Origin of the sequence: Frankia tisae (assembly GCF_025403405.1) — a bacterium.
Taxonomy (GTDB): domain Bacteria; phylum Actinomycetota; class Actinomycetes; order Frankiales; family Frankiaceae; genus Frankia; species Frankia tisai.
Genome location: NZ_JANEZT010000699.1, coordinates 1 through 1,269, shown reverse-complemented (window position 1 = coordinate 1,269; position 1,269 = coordinate 1). Strand labels below are relative to the sequence as shown.

Sequence of the window (1,269 nt, the reverse complement as noted above, 5' to 3'; positions counted from 1 at the left end):
GGGTTCATGGCGGGGCGGGACATCGAGTACGAACGTCCCATCCTGCTCGGCTGCGGCGGGTGCGATGCCCGGTGGACGGCGCTGACCGCGGCGCACTGCCCCACCTGTCATGCGACGTTCGCGGGTGCCACCACCGGTTTCGACGCGCACCGGGTGAACGGGGTCTGCCAGCCTCCGCAGCAGGTCGGGCTGCGTCATGACCGCGGCTACTGGCTGGTCGCGGGCGAGAAGCCGCCGGGGCGCGTTCTGCACCGTTCCGGGGAGGTCGCCGGTGGGCGCGGTGATCCGAGTGGATCGGCCGGGCCACCCGGCGGCGAGGTTCGGATGGCCGGCTGATCGGATCGGCTGATCGGGTCGGCAGCCTCAGCGGGTCTGGCCGGCTGGGCGGGCCTGGCGGGACGCGATGCGCTCGGCGGTGGGCCAGCGTACATCGCGGGCCCAGCCCAGGCGTTCGAACCCGCGGATGAGCGCGGCGCTGGGGTCGAGCTGGCCGGGCAGGACGCCGTGGCGGGCGCTGGTGGGGTCGGCGTGGTGCAGGTTGTGCCAGGACTCCCCCAGCGACGGGACGGCCAGCCACCAGACGTTCGTCGACTGGTCGCGGGTGGTGAAGGGCCGTTCGCCGATGAGGTGGCAGATCGAGTTGATGGAGAAGGTGACGTGGTGTAGCAGGGCGATGCGTACCAGGGAGCCCCAGAACAGGGCGGTGACCGCGCCGGTCCAGGACATGCTCCACAGCCCGCCGGCCAGCGGCGGGATCAGGACGGAGGCGGCGACGCACCAGGGGAACGCCGCCGAGACGGCGGCGATGTCGCGGTCGGCGAGCAGGTCCGGGCAGAATCGTTCGGGGGCGGTGCGTTCGCGGTTGAACAGCCAGCCGACGTGGGCGTGCAGGAAGCCCTTGGCCACACCGGTGGTGTCGCGGCCGAAGCGCCAGGGCGAATGCGGGTCGGCGTCGCCGTCGGAGTACTTGTGGTGGCGGCGGTGGGCGGCGACCCAGTCGGTGACGCTCATCTCGACGGCGAGGCTGCCGGCCAGGGCGAGGGCGATGCGCAGGGGCCGGCCGGTCTTGAAGGAGCCGTGGGTGAACAGGCGGTGGTAGCCCACGGTGATCCCGAAGCCGGAGACCAGGTACATCACGGCGCCGATGATGACGTCGTGCCAGCCCAGTCCGTGGCCCCAGGCCACGGGCACCGCCGCGATGACCGCGAGGAGGGGGATGGTGAGGAAGAGCAGCAGAATCGCCTGTTCGAGTGGGGTCTTCAGGTCGGC

2 protein-coding genes are annotated in these 1,269 nt (G+C 72.1%); one reads left to right on the top strand and one right to left on the bottom strand.

What is annotated here, in order from left to right; all coding sequences use genetic code 11:
* A partial coding sequence (locus NBZ85_RS31200; protein WP_261563431.1) for an FDXHR family putative zinc-binding protein occupies window positions 1-336 on the top strand: 336 nt, incomplete at its 5' end.
* Window positions 337-363: 27 nt separating this feature from the next.
* On the opposite strand, the gene NBZ85_RS31195 is transcribed toward NBZ85_RS31200, so the two are convergent.
* On the bottom strand, window positions 364-1,269 hold a 906-nt coding region (locus tag NBZ85_RS31195; protein ID WP_498041284.1), incomplete at its 5' end, for an acyl-CoA desaturase.